This window comes from Desulfomonile tiedjei DSM 6799 (assembly GCF_000266945.1).
Lineage (GTDB): Bacteria > Desulfobacterota > Desulfomonilia > Desulfomonilales > Desulfomonilaceae > Desulfomonile > Desulfomonile tiedjei.
Genome location: NC_018025.1, coordinates 4637026 through 4654866, shown reverse-complemented (window position 1 = coordinate 4654866; position 17841 = coordinate 4637026). Strand labels below are relative to the sequence as shown.

The 17841-nt window shown below is 49.7% G+C and carries 15 protein-coding genes and 1 pseudogene; 6 read left to right on the top strand and 10 right to left on the bottom strand.

All coding sequences use genetic code 11. The features are described from left to right. Nucleotides 1-110: 110 nt before the first annotated feature. The 3 genes from DESTI_RS19805 to DESTI_RS19795 form a co-directional block, all read right to left on the bottom strand. Nucleotides 111-1025, bottom strand: a complete 915-nt coding sequence (locus DESTI_RS19805; protein ID WP_014811757.1) for a nitroreductase family protein — start codon at nt 1023-1025, stop codon at nt 111-113. A gap of 127 nt (nt 1026-1152) precedes the next feature. Further along, nucleotides 1153-2430 (bottom strand): hypothetical protein, encoded by a 1278-nt coding sequence (locus DESTI_RS19800; RefSeq protein ID WP_014811756.1) that lies wholly within the window; start codon nt 2428-2430, stop codon nt 1153-1155. A gap of 84 nt (nt 2431-2514) precedes the next feature. Beyond that, entirely contained in the window at nt 2515-3240 is a 726-nt protein-coding gene (locus DESTI_RS19795) for a tetratricopeptide repeat protein (protein ID WP_014811755.1), read from the bottom strand. Nucleotides 3241-3373: 133 nt separating this feature from the next. Here DESTI_RS19795 and DESTI_RS31420 point away from each other — a divergent pair. Further along, nucleotides 3374-3580, top strand: a pseudogene (locus tag DESTI_RS31420) (IS1 family transposase); the annotation flags it as partial. Nucleotides 3581-3616: 36 nt separating this feature from the next. On the opposite strand, the gene DESTI_RS19790 reads toward DESTI_RS31420, so the two are convergent. Continuing rightward, complete coding sequence (locus DESTI_RS19790; RefSeq protein ID WP_014811754.1) at nt 3617-4450, bottom strand: macro domain-containing protein; 834 nt, start codon at nt 4448-4450, stop codon at nt 3617-3619. A 273-nt stretch (nt 4451-4723) separates the two neighbouring features. Between DESTI_RS19790 and glyQ the strand changes: the two genes are divergently transcribed. From glyQ to DESTI_RS19770, 4 genes are all read left to right on the top strand, one after another. Further along, on the top strand, nt 4724-5626 hold the full coding sequence (gene glyQ / locus DESTI_RS19785) for a glycine--tRNA ligase subunit alpha (protein WP_014811753.1): 903 nt from the start codon (nt 4724-4726) through the stop codon (nt 5624-5626). Continuing rightward, nucleotides 5623-7698 (top strand): glycine--tRNA ligase subunit beta, encoded by a 2076-nt coding sequence (gene glyS, locus DESTI_RS19780; RefSeq protein ID WP_014811752.1) that lies wholly within the window; start codon nt 5623-5625, stop codon nt 7696-7698. Before glyQ ends, glyS begins: the two co-directional genes overlap by 4 nt. 582 nt (nt 7699-8280) lie before the next feature. Then, nucleotides 8281-8715 carry a hypothetical protein gene (locus DESTI_RS30895; protein ID WP_014811751.1) on the top strand — a complete coding sequence of 145 codons (435 nt, stop codon included), beginning with the start codon at nt 8281-8283 and terminating at the stop codon, nt 8713-8715. A gap of 41 nt (nt 8716-8756) precedes the next feature. Beyond that, nucleotides 8757-9752 (top strand): 2-hydroxyacid dehydrogenase, encoded by a 996-nt coding sequence (locus DESTI_RS19770; protein ID WP_014811750.1) that lies wholly within the window; start codon nt 8757-8759, stop codon nt 9750-9752. A gap of 407 nt (nt 9753-10159) precedes the next feature. On the opposite strand, the gene DESTI_RS19765 is transcribed toward DESTI_RS19770, so the two are convergent. Both DESTI_RS19765 and DESTI_RS19760 read right to left on the bottom strand, forming a co-directional pair. Then, nucleotides 10160-11272, bottom strand: coding sequence for a DHH family phosphoesterase (locus tag DESTI_RS19765; protein WP_041286341.1), 1113 nt, complete (start codon nt 11270-11272; stop codon nt 10160-10162). Between the two features lie 86 nt (nt 11273-11358). After that, complete coding sequence (locus tag DESTI_RS19760; protein WP_014811748.1) at nt 11359-12942, bottom strand: enoyl ACP reductase FabMG family protein; 1584 nt, start codon at nt 12940-12942, stop codon at nt 11359-11361. A 202-nt stretch (nt 12943-13144) separates the two neighbouring features. On the opposite strand from DESTI_RS19760, the gene DESTI_RS19755 reads away from it, so the two are divergent. Then, complete coding sequence (locus DESTI_RS19755; protein ID WP_014811747.1) at nt 13145-13906, top strand: orotate phosphoribosyltransferase; 762 nt, start codon at nt 13145-13147, stop codon at nt 13904-13906. Nucleotides 13907-14298: 392 nt separating this feature from the next. Here the strand turns inward: DESTI_RS19755 and dxr are convergent, their stop codons facing one another. From dxr to frr, 4 genes are all read right to left on the bottom strand, one after another. Further along, nucleotides 14299-15456 (bottom strand): 1-deoxy-D-xylulose-5-phosphate reductoisomerase, encoded by a 1158-nt coding sequence (gene dxr, locus DESTI_RS19750; protein ID WP_014811746.1) that lies wholly within the window; start codon nt 15454-15456, stop codon nt 14299-14301. Continuing rightward, the gene (locus tag DESTI_RS19745) at nt 15453-16268 is read right to left on the bottom strand and encodes a phosphatidate cytidylyltransferase (protein WP_014811745.1); all 816 of its coding nucleotides are present in this window, start codon (nt 16266-16268) and stop codon (nt 15453-15455) included. The genes dxr and DESTI_RS19745 overlap by 4 nt, the downstream gene beginning before the upstream one ends. After that, nucleotides 16268-17023 (bottom strand): undecaprenyl pyrophosphate synthase, encoded by a 756-nt coding sequence (gene uppS / locus DESTI_RS19740; protein WP_014811744.1) that lies wholly within the window; start codon nt 17021-17023, stop codon nt 16268-16270. The genes DESTI_RS19745 and uppS overlap by 1 nt, the downstream gene beginning before the upstream one ends. Nucleotides 17024-17277: 254 nt before the next feature. Further along, nucleotides 17278-17835, bottom strand: a complete 558-nt coding sequence (gene frr / locus DESTI_RS19735) for a ribosome recycling factor (RefSeq protein WP_014811743.1) — start codon at nt 17833-17835, stop codon at nt 17278-17280. Nucleotides 17836-17841 lie beyond the last annotated feature (6 nt).

The following is a 17841-nucleotide window of genomic DNA, read 5'->3' as shown; positions in this document are numbered from 1 at the left end:
AATGGACCGGCAGGGACGCCGGTCACTACCAATATCCTGTAATTCACACGCGGGATAAACGACAGAATTTTTGGCAGTGACTATAGAATTTGCAGTCCGCGACCTTCGGATCAAGAAGAAGTCTCAAAAAAACGAATGGCAGCTTGCTTGCGGCCTGTTTGTCGCTCATACGTCTCGCGGGAATAACCGAGAGCTATTATGGCATAGACTGCCTCTGTATCGGGAATGTGCAACGACTGCCGAATGCTCGGTTCATGCTTCATTGCTTCCACGGCCATTCCTATCAGGCAACTTCCGAGACCCAGGCTGTGAGCTGCAAGCAGCATATTTTGCGTTGCGAGCATGGCATCTTCCTTGGGAAGTGACGCTCGTTGATCGCAAGCTACTACTATGACCGAAGGTGCTCCGTAAAACAGCGGGTCGCGGCCTGTTTGCCTGAATTGCTCCATCCCCTGTTTTACGAACTCATAATAGTTTTTGTAGTACTGATCGAGTTCCGGTTTTCCGACGAGTTTCATAATGGAACGAAGCCAGGATTTTTCCGCCATTGCATTCAGTTTGGCATAAAAGTCCCCTATCAACCTCCCGAGGTGCTCCACATCCTTTCTGCAGGGAAGAATGGTAAACGTCCACATCTGACAATTCGTAGCAGAAGGGGCTGTACATCCTAATTTGACCAAATCTTCAAGAATGCGCCTGTCCACGGGTGTGTCGAGAAAACTGCGGCACGATCGTCGCGATCCCATGAGTCCGGCCAATTGTGTCGTGTCGTACTCGCCGTACGAAAGCCAACGGTCATCGGCAGCGAAAGTCTTGAATTTGGACATTGTCGATTCGAGAGCGCCGACTTTAATTGCTTCTGTAGGGCAGACAGCCATGCAATGACCGCAATTGAGCGAGAACGATCCAGTCACCGCAGCTTTGCCGTCGCGTATTGAAAGGGCCTGCACAGGGCATATTTCAACGCAAAGGCCGCATCCCGTGCAAAGTTCTTTGTCGATTACCGTACTTAGGGCTTCGAACATGTTTTTCTCTCACCAAATGTATTTGAACTGTACGAGTATGACATCTTGTACTATTTCGCAATTCAGGAGATAACAATAGGGACTTATTTTATATAGTCTCTCACGATTCCCCATAAAGTGAGCAGGTTCAGAATTTCACAAATCTTTGCAGTAAGGGCAGCAGGATGCCGAGAACAATCCAAAAACCTGTTGCTGCAGCAAATAGACCAAATGCCATCATTCGAGCTTTGTCGGGAAGGACTGTCTCTTCTACCTGGATCGTGCCTGCAGCCAAATCGAGAAGACTGCGCTTGTCCGGGCGCTTCAAGGCATAGTAGCAAGCAGCCCCCCAGGAAAGAGCAGCGCACACGGTCATGATGATAAACCAGATAATCTCGTGCCGGAGCCAATTCATGCTCTGCGCCACCCAGCCAACAAACAGACCGGGTACGAAACTGATAGCACATATAGCTGCAGCGCGAAAAATGAGAGAGAAATACAATCCACCTGTCTGGGCTTCATCAGTATAAAGAAGTGATATTTCGAATTTACTCTGCGCCCACGTCCGACCGCCATTAATCAAAGGTACTCCGATGCATGCTGCCAATATGAACGCCACTGCGGAAAATAGAGGAAACGCCTCCAGTCCTGTGCGCAGGAAATTCCGGAAAATGTAATCCCCGACAGACTCCAGAGGAGCAAAAAGAAAAATGCACAACAAAGTGAAACCTGCATGAGCTGCAAGGAAAAGGGAAAAATGGTACAAAGAAGCAAGGGCCCGTCTTTCCCATGTTGCAGGCATCTTGGCTTCATAGAGATCGATCTCACGTTCTTCCTGCTCATCATCTTCCTGAATTGCGTGAGCCAACTCTTTTCTCACCAGCAGTCCGCATCGAGGGCAATCACCCCGGACGAACATCACATCATCTTCTCTTTCGGCCGAGTAACCGCATCTCGGGCACGAGAGATGCGATATCTTTCCCGATTCCGCTGTTTTTTCCACTACCGAATCAGACTGGGCCGGATCGTCGCTTCCTGAGGAAGCATAAGCAAACACACTCCCCTTTAAAGGAGTATCGTTTGCAGGTTCCGGCGCCGGAGAGTCGGTTTGAACAGGCTGACCGGAACGGTTTTCTGGAAGAGCTCTATCGGCTTGAACAGGCGAATCGGTGTGGGCCGGGGTCTCTGCTGATTTCTCCATGCGTATTCTGGCAGTGCCCCCGGCAGCTTTTATGAGCATCACGTATTTACGTGCAGTCTCACGATCGACATCTTTTCGTATAATTCTCGGACACAGTGTGAGCAGCTTGTCGATCGCAGGCTCGTCTCGTTTGAACAGAGCGGCCAGCTTCTTGACAACCTGCGAGCGCTCGAGACCCTCCTGAATGGCGGACTCAAGGATTATTTCGTAACGATAGGATTCCATACGAGACACTCAACGAATTTCCATGATTGCCGACTTGTTTCTCATGCTGCTTCTAATGCCATCGTTAAACGAGTATCGATCGAACTACCATGGGTTGCCCTGGACTCCAGGTACCTGCATTTGAGACGGAGTGGACGATGCTATGTCCATAGCCCTGTTGAGATCGTCCACCGCTTCCCGCAGCTTTCCCAATTGGGCAAGCGCTATGCCTCTGTTGTTGTACGCCGCTGAATCATTGGGTTTAAGCCTGATAACGGTATCGTAATCTTGTATCGCACTGTCGAATTCACCAGCGGATGAGAGGATGTCGCCTCTGAGCTTGTAGAGCGACGCATTGCTGGGATTACGGCGAATTGCCCTGGTCAAATCGTCCATTGCAGCGTTAGCCTGTCCCAGATGAAAGAAAGCCCTCGCTCGATACGCGAAGGTTTGAAAATTATCAGGTTCTAATTCCAAAGCTCGAGATAAGCTTTTCACAGCCTCCTGATAGTTGCCAATGCGGGTCAGGGCGGCTCCTTTTCTGAGGTGGTAGAGAGGCTGTTGCGGTTCGAGAGATGCCGCTTTCTCGAAGTCGCGGACTGCGAGGCCGTCCCTGCCTGCCGCTGAATACGCAAGGCCTCTCTGATTATAATTGGCTGCGGAGGGATCGATGCCGATAAGTTGAGTAAACAGAGATATGGCCTCATCAGAAAGCCCTGCTTCCAGAGCTGATTTGCCTTTTTCAAGAAGCTGAGGGTCCGATGCCCCCGCAGTCGCGCACAATGACCAAAAAACAAAGCCTAACATGACGGCTCGCGGCCGAATCAACATACGTCTTCCTTTCGTCACGGATCATTTTTTTCGAGGCATTATACCGACAAGACGGGGAGAAGCAAATCGCGATTGAATAGCAGGGCGGGGCACTTGCTTCGTCTGCATTATGCGGGTTAAAAGGCAACTCTGACAGCGCCACATATCCACGAGCTATGTAGAACAGTTACAATGCGCATGTCTATGCGAAGATTTATACGGCTAAAAAACGCATTCTCAAAGAAAGTTGAGAACTTAGCTGCTGCGGTAGTCCTTCACTTCGTGTATTACAATTTGGGCGAGTGCATCGGACCTGAGAGTCACGCCTGCTATGGAAGCTGGTGCGTCGGATCACGTGTGAAGGAATTAGTTAACCTGTGAGATAATCAGTTGTAGGTCACCCTGTTATAGCTTCAATTATTTGCTTTAGGGCACCATAATCCTTTAATTTAACGTCAGATTTTCTAATAAAAATGACTAATTCCGAACAAGGGCGCCTTATTTTGCAGCGTTTAACGAAGGAAAGGGCGATAAACATCACAGATTCTACAAGACGATGAAAACTATGCGATATTCCTGATCCGAGAGGCACCATATTTAATATTCCATCATTAATATTCTGTTCTGCCCTATCCCACAAAGTTTCCAAGGCTTTTTGTACGTTCGAAGCGCTTGAGGTTATTTTTTCTTCGTTATCTTCTTCCAAAATCTCTGTAATTGCTAACAGAAACACCTTGTTATTCTTAGGCCCATCGAACATCGCCACAGTTCCTATTGGATATGATAGCGGTTTACCTCTAGATACGATGACTTTTTCGGGAGTAATATGCTGTAAAGATCTGGATATTCCCTCCTCAATTCTTGCTGTACCTCCATTAAAATATTTCAGTATATACTGTCCGAGCAAACTAGATTTTGATATAAAGCTCAAGTCAGTATTAAAGAAGTTGCTAGATGCTATTGCAATATTGCCCTCACTTTTTAGGATGTCATCAAAACGAATGGTAATGTGGGCGTCTGTCCCTGCTATTGGAAGTCTGATCGGACGCCAAGGCCAAACCCTAATTGCTGCATAGAGAAGTGACGTGACAACAATACCTGAAAACGTCCATCTCCAATTAAGCCACGGCAGAATTGAAGGGAAAAAAAACTCTAACATTTTTAGAATTAACCAAAAAAGCCCCATTGCAGCCATAAAATATGTCAAAAGAGTCCAAATAAAACTTGTCATGTGGAAATAACTCTTATCTTCCTCGAAAATTTTAAAACTAATATACCCGTCACACCTCAATAAACCCGGGGCTTTTCCGAATACGCGTCAAATCACACCCATGATTTTTTGTCAAGATATAAAAAACACAGGAGAGACTCGAAGCATATTTTTCAAACTGATCCACTGCTAATTTTCCGCCAGACTTGACTCGCGTCAGCGCGGGTGTTAAAAAATTCTGTTGCTGCCCACTTTTATTCTTGCACCGGCAGAATGACTCGTACGAGGATTGACATGCTTACATTTCAGGAGTTGATACTCTCCCTGGAAAAGTTCTGGTCCGACCGGGGATGTATTATTCAGCAGCCCTATGACATGGAAAAAGGCGCGGGAACAATGAACCCGGCAACTTTCCTCAGGGTTCTCGGGCCGGAACCGTGGAACGTCGCGTACGTGGAGCCGTCTCGCAGACCCACGGACGGACGCTACGGAGAAAATCCCAACCGTTTACAGCAGTACTACCAATATCAGGTGATCTTGAAACCTTCACCTCTGGAAATACAGGACATCTATATCCAGTCTCTCTCAGCTTTCGGAATCAACCCTCTGGAGCACGACATCCGGTTCGTGGAGGATGACTGGGAATCTCCGACCCTGGGAGCCTGGGGAGTCGGTTGGGAAGTGTGGCTGGATGGTATGGAAATCACCCAGTTCACCTATTTTCAGCAGGCAGGAGGTATAGACCTGAAGCCCGTTTCCGTGGAACTCACCTATGGGATTGAACGGATTTGCATGTATCTTCAGGGAGTCGAGAGCATTTACGATCTCAAATGGACAGGTGACATCACGTACGGTGACATTCACCACCGGTCCGAGGTAGAGGGTTCGATCTACAATTTCGACAAGGCGGACATAGGGATGCTGTTCACGCTATTCGATCTTTACGAAACCGAATCCAATAACCTCTTCGATTTAGAGGAACCGCTCGTGCTGCCCGGGTATGATTTCTGTCTCAAATGCTCCCACGTCTTTAACGTTTTGGATGCACGCGGAGCAATAAGTGTGGCTGAGCGAACCGCATACATTCACCGGGTCCGCAATCTGGCTCGAAAGGCTGCTGCGGCATACCTGGCCCAGCGTGAGGCCATGGGATTTCCTTTGTTGAACAAATTCAGCGAAAGCGGGGCGAAGTCATGAAGGGCGAATTTCTCCTGGAAATAGGAACCGAAGAGATCCCCGCGAGCTTCATTCCACCGGCCACTCAGTCCTTTTGTGAGCTTTTCGGGAGGCTCCTGGATAATGCACGTATTTCGTACAGTTCACAGGAATGGTACGCCACTCCCAGACGGCTCATTTTCAGAGCCCTGGATGTCGCCCCGGTGCAATCCTCTGTGGAAATAGAAAAGACCGGTCCGGCAAAATCTGCGGCATTCGATGAGCACGGAAATCCTACCAAAGCTGCAGAAGGGTTTGCCAGAAGCCAGGGTGTAAACGTGAAAGACCTGCTGATTGTGAGCACCTCGAAGGGCGAGCAGGTGGCAGTCCGCAAGAGAGAAGAAGGACGTCCCACGGTTGAGGTGCTCTCGGAAGAGCTTCCTGTTCTGTTGGAAAAGATCAGCTTTCCCAAGACCATGCGTTGGATGGGACTGGACGTCAGGTTCGCCCGTCCCGTTCACTGGATTGTCGCTCTTTTCGAGGGACAGGTCATTCCGTTCAGTTTCGGAAACATTCAAACCGGAAACAGCACCCGAGGCCACAGGTTCACCAATCCGGGAAATTTCGCGGTTTCAGGGTTCGACCAGTTCCGCGATTCCCTCGAGAATCACGGAGTCGTTATCGATCCAGGGCGGAGGCGTTCGGAAATTTCGCGGCTCGTGCAAGAGCTTGCAGCGTCGAAAGGTCTGAAAGTATTCGAGGAACCGGATCTTCTGGATGAAATAACGTATCTCGTGGAAAGCCCGTACCCTGTCATGGGAGAATTCTCCGCGGATTTCCTGGAACTCCCGGCTTCGATCCTCATCACCTGCATGAAAAAACACCAGCGATACTTTTCCGTGCAGGACGACGGCGGGCGCATCACGAACCGTTTCATTGCAGTCAATAATACTCCTGTCCAGGATCCGCAGATGTCTTTGCGCGGTCATCAGAGAGTGCTGAAAGCGCGGCTGGAAGATGCACGCTTTTATTTCCGTGAGGATCGAAAAGTTCCTCTCATGGAACGATTAGAGGCACTCAAGGGTGTGGTGTTCCACTCGAAATTAGGAACAGCGCACGAGAAAGTGGAAAGATTTACAGAGCTTGCAATGATGCTGGCGAAAAAGCTTGCTCCGGACAAAGTGGACGTGGTGAAGCACGCGTCTCTCTTATGCAAGTGTGACCTGGAAACGGGTATTGTCTATGAATTTCCTGAGCTGCAGGGAATTATCGGAAGCTACTACGCGAAAATGGACGGGGAGCCTGAAGAAGTATCAACTGCAGTGCGAGAACACTATCTTCCTGCATTTGCGGGAGACAGTCTTCCCAAAGGGATCGTTGGCTCACTCGTTTCCATCGCAGACAGAATGGACACGATCGCAGGCTGTTTCAGCGTAGGTTTGATTCCAACCGGAGCTGCAGACCCGTACGGGTTGCGGCGCAATGCGCTTGGGATCATCCAGATCCTGATGAATCTCGACAGGCCCGTGGACCTTCCCTGGCTCATCAGGGAGGCAGTGAAGCTCATCGGTGATAAGCGAACCAGAGGTCTATCGGAAGTGGAAGCTGACGTGCTTGAATTTTTCCGCACCAGGTTTGTCAATTTCCATACATCCCGGGAGTTTTCTCTCGATGTGGTCGAAGCAGTGGTGCGGGCTCGGTTTGATGATGTCGTGGACGCTCGTCGCCGGGTAGAAGCTTTGAATCAGTGGAAAATGCGACCGGATTTCGACTCCATCATGATCGGATTCAAACGGGTGGTGAACATACTGAAAAATGTGGAGCCTACAGAGTGTTCTCCCGATTTGTTCCAGGAAGAATCTGAGAAACAGCTTTTTTCAAAATTTCAGGAAGTTGCCGCACAATCAGCTCCGCTCATCGATTCCGGCAATTACGCCAAAGCGCTGGAACTGATGACTGAACTGAAAGCACCGATAGACACTTTGTTCGATAAAGTCATGGTGATGGTGGAAGACGAACAGTTGAGAAACAACCGCCTCGGGCTGCTGCGGAAGATAGCGGATTTCTTCATCCAAATCGCAGATTTTTCGTTTATCGGATCGACGGCAAAATAGACTGATCGCCTTGATCCAAGGCTGTAAAATTGTCAAAAATCAATGTCTGATCGAAAATAAGAATATTGGTGGGTGCCGGCCTCCGTGCCGGCACATTTTTCATATGATCAATGATATCCATAGAATGGACCGGAAGGGAGAGACTGTCTCAAAAGTCGAAATTTGTCCCAGATGGTGGCACGAATTTCTCATAGTCTTCCCAGACTGATTGTAGCTCACGTAGGATGTGATGAGCGAAGCGAATCGCATCGGTCGCGAAAGACCTCGACTGATGCGATTCCCGTTGGTCATCGCATCCTACATTGGCCACGCTGTCAGCTTATAGAGATGGATAATCGTGGCACGATTTGTTGTGTATTCGAGAATTTTGAGACACTTTCGGGACGCCGATCCCCCCTAATAGGTCGAGGAAGGCTTCCTTGAAAAGCTCTTTTGACTGACCGCTTACCTCAAATTGTCAAATCCCATCGGACAAATCTTCACTCGTTTTTTTGCCGATACCTATTGCGTTTCCCGTGAATGTTTATTATTGATTCTTCCGCCCCGCGGCCTTGCGCCTGCGAAACCGGGAGGCCAAGAACGATGATGAAGAAAATATGCGGCAAGGTGTTTTTCGTTTGTCTAATTCTATGTGCCAGCGCCACTTATTCCTGGTCTGAAGGAGAAATACTTGAGTTCACCTGTAGATCCTGCGGCTACAGGGGCCAATTCATTCAAGGTTCGAATGCCGACGATCAGGCCAGGAACATACAACATATCATTGTAGTGTGTGAGCGCAACGGCCAGATCAGAAGTATAAAAGTTCCCTTGAATCCGGACATTCCCGTGACCGGCGAACCTCTGTTGGCTCGGCAGTACGGCACCGGGTTTTCCGAACTGCTTTCTATGAGACTTCCCAGATTTCTGGTCCCTGGCAACACATGCCCGCTTTTCCCGATCACCGCGTACATCGAGCGAAATGTGTGTCCCATAAATGGGCATCCCGGCCTTCAGTATGCGGTTGTCTCCCAGTTTTGACATTTCAGTCAGGAAACGACCGTCTATCAGGATCAAAGTACATGAAAATCCTTTTCTGCGGCACTACTTTCCCAAGAGCCCCTGAACTGCTTGCATTGCTTTTGCCGGAAGATCAGATAGTTAACTGTCATTCCGAACACGTAAAAGAACTCGGACTCGGCGTGGATGTGATCATCCCGCTTATGCACAGGCTCGAGCCGGAGTTGATCGAGAGGACATCGGCCAGGCTCATTCATCAATGGGGTGTTGGATTGGAGGGAGTTGACATTCCTGCAGCGACTGCTAGGGGAATACTCGTCTGCAACGTCCCCGGCGATGTGACGGTAAATGCGGACTCCACGGCCGAACACGCATTGCTCTTGATGCTCGGACTCTCGCGACGAATACACGAATGTTTCGAAGCATTCCAGAAAGGACTCTGGGGGGCACCTGTCGGTGATATCCTCATGGGACGGACTGCGTTGATCGTGGGGTTGGGAAGAGTAGGCAAGGCGCTTGCCTCTCGGCTGAATGCGCTCGGCATGAGAGTTGAAGCGATCCGCCGGACTCCCGACCCGGATGCGGAAGCAGCATGCGGCGTAGTCAGAGCAGGCAGCTTGTCCGACTTCTACAAATTTGCTCAACATGCCGATTTCGTTGTCTCTACGGTTTCTCTGACCGATCAAACGAGAGATCTGTTTTCCGAACCTCTCTTTACTGCCATGAAACCCACTGCATACGTGATCAATGTCTCCCGGGGACCTGTGGTGAATGAAAAAGACCTATTGCGTGCCCTTCAGGATAAGAGAATCGCTGGGGCAGGCTTGGATGTCTACGCACAAGAGCCGGTAAATCAGGCAAATCCGCTTCTTTCTATGCCGAACGTGTTTGCCACTCCCCATGTAGCAGGAGCAACAGAACTCAATTACAAAGGTGTGGGAAAAGTCGTTGCAGGCAATATTCTGGCGTTCAAGTCCGGGAAAGTGCCTCAGTATTGCGTGAATCGTGGAATACTTGAACAGCGCGAGCAGAAAAACGATACATCAGAAAAAAACTGATTTGATCGATCAGGTATGTTCGCGTTTAAAACTACTCATTACGAAACGCTTTGTTTATAGCGATTGCGAAAAATCCTGACGTTTATCCCATGCTCCAATACAAGATACTAGTGGGGACCGGCGTCCCTGCCGGTCCATTCTATCGATATCATTGATCATATTGAAGATGTGCCGGCACGGAGGCACGGCACCCACCAATATTCCTAATCTTCAATCGGACACTAATTTTGGCAATTGTGATAAAGGCCGCATCTATACCCCCCTTTTCTTAAGGGGAGATTTTGATTCGGACAGAATTCTTACAACTCCATAAACAACGATTATGCCGGTACGGACGCCAGCCGGATCGTAGCCCCCTGATCTCCCCCGACTGAATACAAAAGGTTCCGCAAACTGTACTGCAGTGGCTATTCTGCCGCTTTGCATTTGGCATCCGTGTGAACGAAAGGCTTGGGCTGACAGCGCTCCCTCTTGATGAGTTTCAAGAAACTCGCGATGAGCTTCGAGGGAAGCTCCTTCTTTTCCTGCGGGGATTTCCCTGTGAGAGGGACCTGGCCGCCTGCCATTTCTCTGTGCCCACCTGCCGATCCCTGGCCGGCAACAAGTCGTCTTAGCACGTATCCGGCTTTATGAGTCCGAGTAGTGGATCGCATGGAAAGAATGAGGAGCTTATCCATTTTTCCTATGCAGAACGACCAACTCACGCCTTCCGTCCGCAGGAGCAGATCGGCCAATTCCGGCACAATGGCTTCGGAATGAATCTCCCCTAAATCGGATATGGCCACGTCACGATATATAATTGTTTTGGATATACCATTGTACAGATCCTCAAAATATTCCGATGATAACGCGGGCCTCTCGATCAGACCTATGATGCGATGATTTGTAAGTGGCGATAGATAGTTGAACGCGGTGAAGTCGACTTTGGCGGCTGCTCTGGTGAGAGAATTCGTATCGGCCTTTATGCCGTACAGAAGAGCATTCGCGACGGAACGCAACGGGATTAATCCCGCGGCAACAAGATACTCGGTAATGATGGTGGATGTGGCTCCGTACCGCGTGCGAATATCATGAAACGGCGCTTTCAGTGTTGTCTGCCGTAATGGATGGTGATCGACCACGATGAGCGGAGAAGGTTTCCGAGCATCCATTAAATTGTTCCCGGTACCGGGTTGAGCGTCAATAAGTGCTATTCCGCCATATTTAGACGGGTCGACCTTGGTCAACTGCATCATTTTGATGCGCAGACGATGGATCATGGCCTTGTTTTCAGCCCGCGTGACTACTCCACCGTAACCCAGAACCGAGCGAATTCCAAATTTCTTTGCCAGGAGAAAACTGAAAGCATAAGCACCCCCGATGGAATCAGGATCAGGGTTGTTATGGCAAAGAACAAGCATACGCCGCCCTTTGACAGGGGCAAGCACTTCGGACAGTTGATTGAGCTTGGCAACGGATTTCGCCAAATCCCATTTGAGAGAATTGGCAATTCCGCTAGCCCGTGTTTGAGTTGGCGTCAAGCTCGTTTCCGGGGGACAGAATTGGGGACGCTTGCTATTCGGTCTTGTAACAAAGCAATCAGGAGAGGTCAAGTTTGATTACTCCGTCAATCGTCGCCCTCCACAGAGTCGAACGCTGACATCATCTTCCGGATCACCCGCTGGTTGACAACCATTCCTCTGATTATCCCCTTCGAGCGAGCAAAGCGGTTCTCTATGGTGGCCTCAAGTACGAGATTTCTTTTTTCCGCAAGGTGAATGGTGCCCATCATCTTGAGCACCTCGCCCGGCGGCGCCATAGTATTCAGATCGGGGAATTCGGTTCCCGTCAGTATAGGTACCAGTCTTTTGTCCTTGAGCACTTTCAGAATCATAAAAGTGCCGAACTGAGCCACGGCCTCCATCTGGAGATGCCCCCCAAACAACGGCATTCCTATGAAGTGATCCTTGAGGATAGGATTTTCGTCGGGGGTTGGCACTCTAAATTTCGCGAACCCCAAAAATCCGGTGTACACTTCTCCCACTTCCATGATGACGGAATCGAGAAAGAGAAATTTCTCCCCGTACATGCTGAGGGTGGAGCGCACGTCCTCTTTATCGAATTCCTGCCACTTGCGATTGACCACTACTCTTCTCACCGGGACGACGCGAGGTTTCGCTTTTTCAACCGAAGTAGAGCCTAACAAATCGCGATAATATACCTGCCTTACGTCCCCAGGTTCATAGGCCTTCTGTTCCAGGAAATCCCTTACCACGATCATGCCGGATGCGGATCTTACGAAATCCGATATGATTTCGACCGACTGGCGAAGAACAGAAAAGTTCCCTTTGTGTCGCAGTTCCGTGAAGAGACGTTCGACCCTTTCCGAAACAATAGCGGGATTCGATGCTGCATTTATATCTCCCCAGCGATCGCGTATAAACTCCTGCAATTCCGAGAGCAATTCCGGGAATCCCGCCAGAGCCGCAAGAGATTTCTCCATCTTCTGAAAAGGTTCAGAGAATTCCTGGCCTGGATCGCGTCCCTGCAAATGCGAGAGGTAATTGTGGATGACAGCGATTTCAATTCCCGCAAAGAATTGGGAAGACTGGGTCCATGCTTCCGGAAGAGCTGCAATCAGTGTGCGAATTCCCTTTCCGGCCTGCCGGACTGCGAGTCTCTCGAGATAGTGTTTTGTCTGGGAGATGAAGTAAGGGAGTTCTCCACGATACGTGAGTGCCACGTATTGAGTGTTGGTGTCGGAAATCCCGGATAACCCTGTAATCGTATCCTCGAATGAACCAGCGTTGACATAGAAGACATTTCGTTTGACGCAGGTTGCCATATCCGAAAAAGTGGATTTCCCGCGCAGAATGTCTGCCACTGCTTTCATGACAGAAGGTTGTCTGGGAAACCCGCCTGCTACTGTATGAATAACAGCATCAAGCTTCTGAACCCCTTTGTCTCTCAGGTATTCTTGAATCCTTTTGAAGGTGTCAAGAACACCAGCCCTGTTTTCGGAATCGAATCGCAAGGGAATGTCAATAAGCTCCGCCGGCAGGGACTCGAAAAAATTCTGTTCCTGCGGATCCGAGGGTGTAAGCGTGGTTCCGTATACGTTCGCTCCGGCTGCTACCGCTGCGCGGGCGATCCCTTCTCCGTAGCCTCCTGCTCTCGCTCCTATAAGGAGGATATTCCTACCTTTCAGCATGAATGTAATTTCCCGGTTTCATTGATTGAGTCGAAAAAATAAGATTATAGTACCTGCGGGACATAGTCAACTGCGGCTTTCGTTTGAAATATGGCAATGAGTGAGTTACTGTACGTTTCTCCGAATATCGAAATACACCGCAATCCAGATAGAAAGATACTCATGTTTTCCTGTAGATGAAGACACCCGAGAAAGGATTCAGATGTCCTGGGCACAAGAAAAAGAAAGCTTTGCAAGAGAAATCCTGTCGCTCCTGTACGAACACCGTATGATCCGAACGTTCTACAGGGATAAACCAGAAGGGTGGAAGCTGATTTCAGGACTTTACAGCCCCTTGTACATCCAGTTCCGTCCCTTGATTTCATATCCGCGCGTGTTCGAAACCGTATGCAAGGGAATGGTTCGCATGGTGCAGGAGGAGGCTCCGGAAATCACCAAAGTGATCGGTATCGCTATGGCCGGTGTTCCCCTTGCGGCAGGTATGTCACTCCTGGGTATTCCTGCGGGATTCACTCGAAAAATGGAGGGGGTAAAGTCTTTAGAAGCATTCAAGAAAGCAATAACCACATACGGCGAGCACGCTCTTCTGGAAGGCGAACTCACGTCGAATGATAAAGTTGCCCTTGTGGACGATCTCGTAACCCGATTCGACAGCAAACTCGTGGCTATGGAACAGGTAAAATATGAGGTCCGAAAAAAGGGACTTTCAGATGTAGTGTCAAACACCGTTCTGGTAGTGCTCGATCGGGAACAGGGCGGCAAGGAAGCTGCAGAAAAGGAAGGAATCAGGCTCCTCAGCATCGTACCATTCAAAACAGTCGGATTGCCCTTGCTCAAAGGCGTAATGCATCCCACGGAATGGGATGTGATAAATCGCTATTTGGAGGATTCCAGTCCATTCCAGACAGAAGCCGAGCAGAAGCGAATCGCCGCATTTTCATGCTATACCGATTCTCGAAAGTAATCACGGATTGTGAAGAGCAGTTCCCAGCAATTGGTAGCGCCGGCCTCCGTGCCGGCGAACAATTCACCAAACAAAGCAATAAGTTATCGCCGGCAGGGACGCCGGCGCTACTGATTCTTCCCATTGCAGGCATTGGATTCCGTCAAGACTTTCGATAACAGCTATAAATCTTATGTTTCTTTATTGAGGCAGTAACACGCACCTACAGGGCAGGTCCGTGGCACCCAAAATCGTCATTGATCCCAGACGCAGGGGTGCCACTGACCTGCGCAGTCAGGTCAGTGCATCAACATCTTGAATGCAAAATCGTATGACACTCAGCAAAATTAAAAGCACAATCTACCGGAATAAAACCGACTCGCCTCATCTCTCATCCTTGCACATACAGCTCATTACAGCAATGAGGCGCATCTGTCTCGCACCTGACCCACCACTTCTTCATGAAAAGCCATTACTTCCTCGAGCGTGTTCGTTTTTTCGGTGGGAATGGAATCGAGTGCATCAAGAACGATCTTGTGGATGTGGAGGAAGGGAATTTTGCCCGCGAGGAACAGTTCCACTGCAACTTCATCGGCAGCATTCAGAATGATGGAAGCTGCAGTATCGTTTTTTTCGAGCACGTCGAAAGCAGCTTTAAGGAGCGGGAACTTTTCCATATCCGGTTCCATGAAAGTAAGGTTCCGGACGTTTGGGAAGCTCAACGGTTCAGTTCCCGATGCAATTCTTTCAGGATATGCCATTGCATAGCTAATGGGAATTCTCATATCTGTCGCACCGAGCTGCGCCAAGATCGAACCGTCCATGAACTCCACCATGGAATGAACAATGCTTTGGGGATGAATCACCACCTCGATCTGAGAAGGTTTCAGGTCAAACAGCCACCGTGCTTCAAGGACCTCGAGACCTTTGTTCATGAGCGTTGCAGAATCTACGGTGACTTTGGGTCCCATTTTCCACCTGGGATGTTGCAGCGCCTGAGCCGCGGTAACTTCAGCCATATCTGAAACAGGCATGTCCCGGAATGGCCCACCGGATGCAGTAAGGAGAATGCGTCTGATTTCAGACTCACCATTTCCTTGCAAACATTGAAAAATTGCGGATTGTTCCGAGTCCACAGGCAGGACGTTCACCGCCATCTCGCGGGCGGTTCGCATGAAGAGGTCCCCCGCCATGACAAGGACTTCTTTCGTGGCAAGAGCGATATCTTTTCCGGCACGCACTGCAGCAAAGCTCGGGACAAGCCCGGCACTGCCGGGAAGTCCGCCAATGACGAGATCTACACCTTCGGCAGTTGCTGCGATTTCTGCATTTGTGACTATGGTCGGTCGGGGATCGCGTTTTGACAGCCGTTTCTGCAGATCAGCCGCTCCTTGAGGCGATGCACAGGAAACCAAAGCAGGATGAAATTCACGGATCTGCTGTTCGAGGAGGTCGATATTGCTCCCGGCCGCAAGTGAGCATACTTTAAAGCGGTCGGGATGCAATCTGACGATATCGAGTGTTTGAATCCCTATGGACCCGGTAGAGCCCAGGATGGAAAGGCCTTTCATAAGGGAAGCACCACAACTCCTGTTCCCACAATGAAATAGTAGACAACGGGAAAGCCGAAAATCAGGCTGTCGGCTCTATCCATGACTCCGCCGTGACCGGGCAGAACGCCGCCGAAATCCTTGATCCCCAAACGGCGCTTAAGCGCGGAAGCACATAAATCTCCCAGAGGGCTGAGCACCGCCAGGATAAGGGTCAGTTGCGCCAAGATGGCAACACCCGGCAATCCCGGAGCTGCAACTTCCATGACGAGCATGCCGACGAAGTTTCCTGCTATTCCCCCGCCCAGTCCTTCGAGCGTTTTGGAGGGACTCACGTTGCTGGAAAACTTGTGTTTGCCGTAGTATTTCCCGGCAAAATAAGCTCCGGCATCTCCCAGACAGATCACCACGAGCACAAAAAGCACCCAAGCCGCCCCGTAATCCAATCTCGCAAGCAGGATTGCGTGGCTCAAGGGAATGACTGCATAGCCGACCACAAAGGTCATCTCCGCAGCCGATGGAACCGTCTTTTGAATCAGGTTATAGAGGAAGAGATGAAACAGCAAGATAGTCAACGGCATGAAGACGATTGCCGCTGGAACCGCCCTGAGAGGTAGATAGTAGAACGAAACCACTACCGCAAGGGCAAGCACTATCGTCAGGTGGTTTCCCGGGGGTGACTTGACGTCGTCCAGGTTTCTCGTCAACTCCCAAGCAGCTATTCCGGAAAAAAGCGCCACCAGTGCAGCGACCGCCGGAGCGCCTCCCCATAGGATCGCCGGAACGAGAATAAGAATAACGATTATCGCTGTAATCACACGAGCTTTGAGCATCAGGACCTTCTCCCCTCGGCTTCTATCTGCTCGGAAATCATCCCGAACCTGCGCTGCCGAGATCTATATTCCTCAATGGCCTTCATAAATTCCGCGTCATCGAAATCGGGCCAAAGAACGGTGGAAAAGTATAGCTCAGCGTACGCGCTCTGCCATAGTAAAAAGTTGCTGAGTCGCTGCTCGCCTCCGGTACGAATCAGCAGGTCCGGGTCCGGGATACTCGCCGTGTCGAGGTACTGTTCGAATGTTTCTTCCGTCACCTCAGATTGCTCTATCTTTCCTGCTTGAATCGCTTCGTGCACCTGAAGAACGGCATTGACGATGTCCTGTCTTCCCCCGTACGACAAGGCTATGTTCAGGACCATAGACTTATTTTGGCTGGTTTTTTCAATCGCGGCCTGTATCTTTTCTACGACATGGGGAGGCAGGCGTTTCAAATCGCCTATGGTCATCAGTCGAATGTCATTTGCGTGGATTTCTTCCAGTTCCGAATCTATGAACTGCATAAGGAGCTTCATCAATCCGGATACTTCGCCTTGGGGACGTTTCCAATTTTCCGTGGAAAACGCGTAAAGCGTGAGATATTCGATTCCGTTTCGTCTGCAGAATTCCACGGCTCGGCGGACGGACTTTGCCCCCTGCCTGTGGCCTTCCAAACGAGGAAGCAATCGACGTTTGGCCCACCGGCCGTTTCCGTCCATGACAATTGCCACATGCCGGGGGAAATTGGATTGCGAATCGGTCTGGAAACTCATGGTTCTCCGGTAGAAAATGACAGAGGATCACGTGCAAACCTGATTTGCTTTTAAGGCAGTAATATCCGGGAGCCTTTTTTGTAAAAAAGGTTCCCGAGCCCTCCAAAAAACTTTTAGCACTCGCCCAAGCCCATAGTTTTTCGATAGAAAAACCATGGGCTTGGGCGAATATTAAAAGTTCTTGGGAAGGGTCTGGGAAACACTTCTTACAAGAAGGGTTTCCCAGATTTTATCTCTTTGAAAGCACACTGATATCAAATTTCCATAATTTCGGCTTCTTTTTCTGCCAGTACCTTATCCAGTTTTGCGATGTAATCGTCCGTAGTTTTTTGAACTCGCTCCTGACCCTTGTGCATGTCGTCTTCAGAGATTTCCTTTTCTTTTTTCATCTCTTTGAGCATCTCGTTCGCGTCCCGGCGGTGATTCCGTACTTGAACCTTGAACTCCTCGCTCATTTTTCGCACGACTTTTACCAGCTCCTTGCGGCGCTCCGCGGTTAGTGGAGGGAGCACAATGCGAATCAACTTACCGTCATTACTGGGGGTAAGACCGAGTTCAGATTTGAGAATGGCTTTCTCGATGTCCGGGACTGCTTGGGAGTCCCACGGCTGGATGACTATTTGGCGAGCCTCGGGAATGGAAAGAGTAGCCAATTGGTTAATAGGAGTTGAACTACCGTAGTAATCTACCATGATTCCGTCGAGGAGAGCCAGTGACGCACGCCCGGTGCGGATTCTTTTTATATCTTTCTGAAACGCTTCCACGGATTTGTCCATGGAAGTTTTTACTTCCTGGATAAGGTCTTCAATCATGTGTTT